Source organism: Phaeobacter sp. B1627 (assembly GCF_006265095.1).
GTDB lineage: Bacteria > Pseudomonadota > Alphaproteobacteria > Rhodobacterales > Rhodobacteraceae > Epibacterium.
The window spans coordinates 1-7,014 of record NZ_VCNK01000068.1; the positions used below are offsets into that span (position 1 = coordinate 1).

The 7,014-nt window shown below is 49.7% G+C and carries 4 protein-coding genes and 2 pseudogenes; 3 read left to right on the forward strand and 3 right to left on the reverse strand.

Translation table 11 applies throughout. From position 1 onward, the window contains the following. Positions 1–177: 177 nt before the first annotated feature. Positions 178–1,212 (forward strand): IS1595 family transposase, encoded by a 1,035-nt coding sequence (locus FGE21_RS19380; protein ID WP_139665051.1) that lies wholly within the window; start codon positions 178–180, stop codon positions 1,210–1,212. A gap of 62 nt (positions 1,213–1,274) precedes the next feature. Here the strand turns inward: FGE21_RS19380 and FGE21_RS19385 are convergent, their stop codons facing one another. Beyond that, complete coding sequence (locus FGE21_RS19385; RefSeq protein ID WP_139665047.1) at positions 1,275–2,030, reverse strand: hypothetical protein; 756 nt, start codon at positions 2,028–2,030, stop codon at positions 1,275–1,277. Between the two features lie 208 nt (positions 2,031–2,238). Here FGE21_RS19385 and FGE21_RS19390 point away from each other — a divergent pair. Further along, positions 2,239–2,664, forward strand: a pseudogene (locus tag FGE21_RS19390) (integrase core domain-containing protein); the annotation flags it as partial. Between the two features lie 41 nt (positions 2,665–2,705). On the opposite strand, the pseudogene FGE21_RS20540 reads toward FGE21_RS19390, so the two are convergent. Further along, a pseudogene (locus tag FGE21_RS20540) lies at positions 2,706–2,887 on the reverse strand (transposase); the annotation flags it as partial. 1,065 nt (positions 2,888–3,952) lie between these two features. Further along, positions 3,953–5,701 carry a hypothetical protein gene (locus tag FGE21_RS19400; RefSeq protein WP_139665049.1) on the reverse strand — a complete coding sequence of 583 codons (1,749 nt, stop codon included), beginning with the start codon at positions 5,699–5,701 and terminating at the stop codon, positions 3,953–3,955. A 794-nt stretch (positions 5,702–6,495) separates the two neighbouring features. Between FGE21_RS19400 and FGE21_RS20670 the strand changes: the two genes are divergently transcribed. Continuing rightward, a complete protein-coding gene (locus FGE21_RS20670) occupies positions 6,496–6,993 on the forward strand; it encodes an SH3 domain-containing protein (protein WP_139665050.1) in 498 nt (165 codons plus the stop codon). Positions 6,994–7,014: the final 21 nt, after the last annotated feature.

Consider the following 7,014-nt stretch of genomic DNA (forward strand, 5'->3'; position numbering starts at 1 on the left):
ATTAGATCAGACATGTTCACCGCGCATTTTTTTTCCCAGTTATCCACGAAACAAAGCGTATCTGATTTCATGGTGTTGAAAACCATATAGAAAACACACTTGTTCCCCAAACTCGCGCGATTTGAGGCGTGTCTCTTTGGAATTCGCGGATTCGGCCAATATTGCCGTCCCCCGGAGATGGAGACAAGCATGATCACAGAGTTGAAATCTGTTCGAGACATCTGGAAAAAGATGCCCAGCGAACGCCATGCTCGCATCTTTTTGGAAGAGATGGTTTGGCCGTCTGGTCGTCATTGCCCGCATTGTGGCAGCCTCAGTTCAACACCAATTCGCGGACGGTCTGCCCGCTCTGGTCTCTATCAGTGCTCGGAGCGCGAATGTCGTCTCCAATTCACGGTCACCACAAAGACACCGATGCATGCCACGAAACTGGATCTTCGGATCTGGATTGCAGCAATTTTTCTGGTGCTGACGTCCAGCAAAGGAATCTCTTCCGTCGTCATGGCGCGGATCCTGGGTGTGAACCAGAAAACGGCTTGGAAGCTGGGGCATGCGATCCGGGAATTGATGGATGACCGCGAGGCTGTTTCCGCCAGATTGAACGGTGTTGTCGAAGTGGACGAGGCATATGTCGGTGGTGCCCCTAAGTTCAAGAAGGGTGTGAAGAACAAGCGTGGCCGGGGCACAAGTAAGCCAATGGTGTTGGTCGCAGCGGATCGCAATGGGCAGGCGAAGGCCACACTGATCCCGAATGCGCAAGGCGCGACACTCGGTCCGATCATGAAAGAGTGGATTGATCCTTCATCGGCCCTCATGACCGACAGCAATACCGCTTATCGGAAGATTGGCCAGAGCTTTGCTTCGCACCACACTGTCAACCATGGCAAGCGACAATATTCGCGGCCTTCCAAAGGGGCGCACATCAACACCGTGGAGGCTGTGAACTCCCAAGTGCAGCGCGCATTGATCGGTGTTTACCACCGCCTGGGGCGGCAACATCTTCAAAGATATCTGGACGAAATTCTTTGGCGTTGGAACCACCGCCAACAGGAAGTGAAGATCAGGAGCAGGAAAACAGCGTCCGGCACAAAGGCGATCGCCACTACGGTCTGGAAGCCAATCCCAGTTGTCGAACAGATGCGGGGATTGCTCTGCTGTGCAGTCGGTCGGCAGGTTCGCAGAACACCTGAATGGGGGCTTAAGTGGCCCTAACAGCGTCACATACGAGTTGAGGAAGAATCGCATCGTTTGTGCGATTGGCACCCTCGCATTTTTCAGAGTTCAGACCAAAAGGCGGAAGATGGCTCACAGAGGTTTCGCAAGGATGCGATAAATCGTTCGGGGTGTTCAACTCGGTCAAACCGAAAGCGACGGGGCGACCAGTTGAAATACTGACGCCCATCGTTGCCATCCACGATTAGGATGCCGTGAAAATACCAGCCGGAAGTTGATTTGTATCCCGAATCCGTTGTGTAGAAATCAAACCCTCGCAAATCCCAGATGGAGCTGACGTCCAACGAAGGCCCGTGGTGCGAAATGCAAAGAGGATAGCCCGCAGAAATGCGCTTGGCCTGGAATACTACAGACGGAACTGCCAGAAGAGACCAGGCGGCAGCGGCGGCTGACAGAGCCATTCCCGATAATGCCAATCGCACTCCATTTGAACCAATGCGCCCGATTGCCAAACAAAGCACGCTTGAAGCCCCTGCGAGTGAGAGAGCACCTCCATGTGTCAACGACAGAAGCGTGGAGTGAGGCGACGACAAAACTGTGCTGGCAAATGTTAGAAACAGCCCAGCCAGAAAAACCGCGATTGCCACTGGCCATATCAGTGCCGGTGATGCAGGTCTTGGCAATGCAATCCTCAGGATGACTAAGACTGCCGGCAAAGCGGGAGCAGACCAAGCGAGCAACAAAGCTATCGTGACCACATCCATCGTCTCATCGAACAGCATTGTATCAATGGGCTGGATGAAGCCTGCGAAAATCAGTGTCGCAAAGGCAGGGAAAACGATTGCCACTTTTTTCAAGGTTCGAGGTTCCCCACCTGTAATGACTTGTGCAGTATCCAAAAGAAATCAGCACTTTGTCGCGTAGATAAACTGCAAATGCAATGGAAGAGCCTAACTCGGAAAAGTGGCCCGCTCTTTGTTTCGTGGATAATTGGGTTTTTTTTTGAGCCGTGAATCACGCAGCGAAGCGAAAATCAATGGGTCCTGAGCCTTCTGTATCTCCGGTTTGCTATCCTGGCGTGTCAGCACGACCCCTCATGCCGGGTTCGTCCTCGATGCGCTCGAACAGGCTGTCCATGAACGCCGCCCGGTCAAGGGCATGGGTCTGGTGCATCACAGTGACCGCGGCAGCCAGAATCTGTCGATCAAATACACAGAACGGCTGGCTGAGGCAGGCATCGAGCCCTCGGTCGGCAGCGTGGGCGACAGCTATGACAACGCACTTGCCGAGACGATCAACGGGCTCTTCAAGGCGGAGGTCATCCACCGTCGCGGCCCATGGCGCAGCTTCGAGGCGGTGGAATACGCAACCCTCGAATGGGTTGACTGGTTCAATAACCGCCGCCTGCTCGAGCCAATCGGGAACATCCCGCCCGCAGAAGCCGAGACAAACTTCTACGCCGCTCTGGAAACTGAACCCAGGGCCGCGTAACTAACCGAAATCAGCCTCCGGCAAACCCGGCGCGGTTCACTCAGACGCTTGGCATCGCCAGCCTCCATGCCACCGTACTTCTTCCGCCAGCTGTAGAACTTGGCTGAGCTGATGCCGTGGTGCAGACAGATGTCATCCATCTTCGGTGTTTAGTCCCGGCATCTGCCTCGCTCTCCTACAGCACGCCGATGATCTGTTCTTCTGTAAAACGCTTCCGCTCCATAGGCCTTCCCCTTTGTCCATCCAAAGGTGGAAAATTCCAGTTTGCAATGGCGCAGACACTGGGGAGAGGGTCAGAATCACGCGGCTGGACGGAAATCAATGGGTCCTGACCCTACGCGATTTAAGCATCTAAAGATTCGTAGACAGCTTGACCTTGCGAAGTTGCGCGCGGCCTTGAGTCAAATTTACGATAAAAGTAAGCCCAGAGCGATTCAAGGACATTCGATATCTGGTGAAACCTTGGTCACGCGGATGCATATCTAGTGCATACTGCAGTTGGCATTTTTTAAGAATTTATGGATAATTTATTACATCATTATTTTTTAATAATGGTAAATTCTAAGTTATTCATTTGTTAACCATTGTGCGGAACTTTGGGTGAGTACGATCTGCCACCTGGGAACAAACTATGTCAAATATACTGAGGAACGTTGCGACCAAGGCCGGTCTCCTTGCTGTTACTTACGCTAAACGACACCTTCTCAAGCACGCCATCGGGCACAGACACCACCCCGAGCTTTCAACCCTCTGGTCAACCCCACCACATCTCCCTATGAAAAAATACGAAGACATGACCGACGTGAACTCGATTGAAATATCATCCAACTACGATATTCTACTCGCGCACTTTTTACTTTTAATGACAGACTATGGGGGCCGGGACAAATTTATTTACGCTAATATTGAGGCTGGCTCCAAAACTGCAAAACATGAGATAATTCACTCTATTGCGCATGAGGTTTGGAGATTTAATTGACTAGATAGACAAGAGTCGTTGCAAGAGGCGCCCCACAAGATGTTTAAATTCTATTCTGACTGTGGAGTCATAGGGCTATCACGGTACGAAGACGGAAGAGACCTACCAACAAGATTAAGGCCGCGGCCTGATGCGCCAGAAAATAACTTTGCCAGATCTTATGAAGAATGGTTGGCAACTTCAATTAATGAAATAGTCAAAGAGGAGAGTCTCGAAATTTCCGAATTACTGCGACACTTGAGCAGAATATCTCTAAATCAACTGTAGTTGAAAATCCCACCCGGTTCCCGAAACCTTGAACGCGCCCCACTATAAAATTAACGCAAGCAACGGCAAAAGACCAATCAATACTGCTGCAATCCCCATACCTCCTCCGTCGTCAAAATCCCCTTCTTCTTCCGGATCCGGTTCAGGGTCAGGGTCGCCCACACCCGGGCCGACGATTGGATCAAGTGACAGAGCGGCAATCAAATCTTCTCCATCGAATACACCTTCAATATCATCATCGGCAATATCGATTGCCTCCCAGTAGGTTTCCATCTCTTCGCTCCAAGTCGGTTGGGAAACGACAACCCGCATAACCTCCAAAGCGTCCAGATCAGCGTGCAGTACGCCCTCTGTAAAGATCTCGTTAGCGATCTCTGAGGCCGGCGCTTCTTGAACGTCTGGAATAGCAAAGCGGTCTCCAGGAGCACTTCCTTCCTGTACTCCGAGAAACGTTACGGAAATATTCTCTCCTCCGGAAATCAGACCGCTTAAGTCAAAATCACTAGACGTGACTTCTAGTGACTTGGAGGATAAGAACAAGACAAGTTCGTCTGGTTGACCGAAAGCATGAACATCGACGTTAGGAGTTGATAACTCTGTTTCTTCATTGCTGGAACCAACAAGATCGATTGGTCTGTTCCCTGGTAAACTCTCCTCCATCAGTCTAAACATTTCACCGCCCACCGAGAGTTCTTCGTGTTCAAAACCTGAACTAAGTGCATTCCGAGTGTTCTGGAGTATTGGCCAAGCGTGGGCCGCACCTACACCATGCTCAGGGAACTGCTCTACGATTTCGAGCATTTCGTGAGCTTGTCGAAGACCGTAATCAGATTCGTCATCTAGCGAAGAGGTTGACCTAAGATTCCATTCAGTGACATACGTTTCTAAGTCTTCATTGCGCTCCATCCACGTGTCTTGAATCATCGAGGTGGAAAAATCTCGCATATCTGGATTAGCTTCGCCACGAGTATAAACATGGGCCGCTACGCCGTCTATTGACCCAATTTCGACTTGATTGAATTCATTCATAATAAGTTCGTTATTTACTCTAGTCCAGTCTATCTCTCCGTTATTGAATGTGTAGCCGTTTTCGAAGTCAATTCCAAAGTCATCGCTGAGCTCAGATAGAATTGAATCGACACTATCCAAGTCGGAGTAGGAATCCTCAAGCCTGGCAAAATCAAAGTTTGTTCCAGCCTGAACAACAATATCTATATTACCTGTGTCAAAGCCAAGATTTTGAGAATCCATTAGGGCTTCGTCGATCACGGTTGACATTTCGCTGGAAAGCCGACCGTATTCGACTGAGGACATCTGTCCCGCACCCCAATATTCGTTTCCAATTTCAAATGCAGCAATTTCACCAGCTCCATGCACCCCTTGCACGACATCGGAAACAAACTGATACAGCTCATTTCGATCAAATTCCACATAGCGATCACCATTGCTGTCTGCTTCTTCTGATAGAAGACCTCTGGTAGGAACCACAATTGTGGATGCCAAGTTCAGCTCTCCCGCAATGCTTAACCAATTATCCAACGGAATTAAACTCAACTCTTGCCCAGTACTCTGGTCAACAGTTGACGCTCTGTTGGGATTTGAAATATCGAAATGCTCTTCTGTAATTGAGCCACCAGGAAACCGAACGGCTTCAATCCCCAATTCATGTACCAATTCTTCATACGACCCCTCATCTCCTATGGTGTCGCGATGAAATAGAAAGTTTCCCCCAAATTGGTCTTGGGTAAAATTTGATCGAAATTCTGAGCTGGCGATTATGGATGTTGGCACAACAGTTCTCCAATAGGCGGCAATTCAAAGAATAGAGGCGAATTACCAACCAAACGGAAACGACTCGACCCAAAATATTTATCATTTACTTCATCTGTTGATGAAAAATATAATGACACCGCTTCAAAGAGTTTCCATCTTCTGGAATTTTTGCTTCAGTTTCATAAAATTCGATTGAATTCGCTGCGCGAACAATTATTATCGCTTATGCGGGAATCATAAAAACTTGACACACGCTAAGGGTATTCAGCAAAGTGATTGCAAGAGAGGCCGTTGCCGAATGTTAAGGTCTTATTTGAAGAATATGGCTAGAATATACAGCACACAACCGAGCGTGAAGCGTATATCGTCTGGCTCGTTGTTCGAGCGCACTGAAGCTCAGTTGGTAGCAACCAGCAAACATGATTGTTTCTTAACTAGAGAAAGTCTTCTTGGTGGCCACGATACGTCCAATGAACGAAGCTCCACGTGATGGGACCGAGATACTACTCTATGTCCGAGGTGTTTTTCTACGTGCAACGTTTCTTGATTTAGCGTTACTGCGAAGCAGTTCGGCTCCTGGAACGTTCGCTTCGAAGCTGAATGATTGCTGGATCTTGTCCGACGAGATGGTCGGCTCAATGTGCTATAAAACACTCACTCTAGAAGAGCCGGATGGATGGTTACCTTTTAGTGAATAGATGGCTTGAGAAACCCTGACAAACTAGCACCAGGGGCGGCACGAAAGCGCGACAGGTCCAGACAAACCATACTCAAAGTTTGCATGAAAATACTCTGTGGTCTTACCTTTAGGTATGAGAAAAAGATGGTGGATAGGGGCGATAATACTAGTGTGGGCTATCTGGGGCGGCTCCGGCGATCCTCCCAAGCAAGCCCGAACTTCACCTCCGGTGACGCAGCAACTGGCTGTCAGTTATCCTGCCAGCAAAACGGCACAACAGCCGCGGTCGCCAACGGTGGACGCCTCAGCCTATTTGTTCGTGACTGGGAATCGCGTCCGCCTCCGAAGTGGGCCGAGTACCTCCCGCTCAATTCTGGGCCACCTTGATCGCGGAGCTCGCGTTCGATTAGAAAAAATGGATGGCTCTTGGGCTGAAGTGGTTACTTCATTTGGAGGAGGTTGGATGTCTTCCAAATACTTGTCAGTCCAGAAGCCATCGGTTGTGGTCGAGCCCACGCCCCAGCCAAAGAGAAAGGTCGCCGCCCCCACAAGCAGGGAAATACGGGAAGCGCGAAAAGAGATTATTCGTCAGAGCATTGCTAGCTATCCTGGCTCCTGTCCGTGTCCCTAGGTAATCCCCCCTAAAAATAGT

Coding starts and splice junctions, on each gene's coding strand:
- FGE21_RS19380 (WP_139665051.1), top strand. CDS start 178: ATGGAGACAAGCATGATCACAGAGTTGAAATCTGTTCGAGACATCTGG.
- FGE21_RS20670 (WP_139665050.1), top strand. CDS start 6,496: ATGAGAAAAAGATGGTGGATAGGGGCGATAATACTAGTGTGGGCTATC.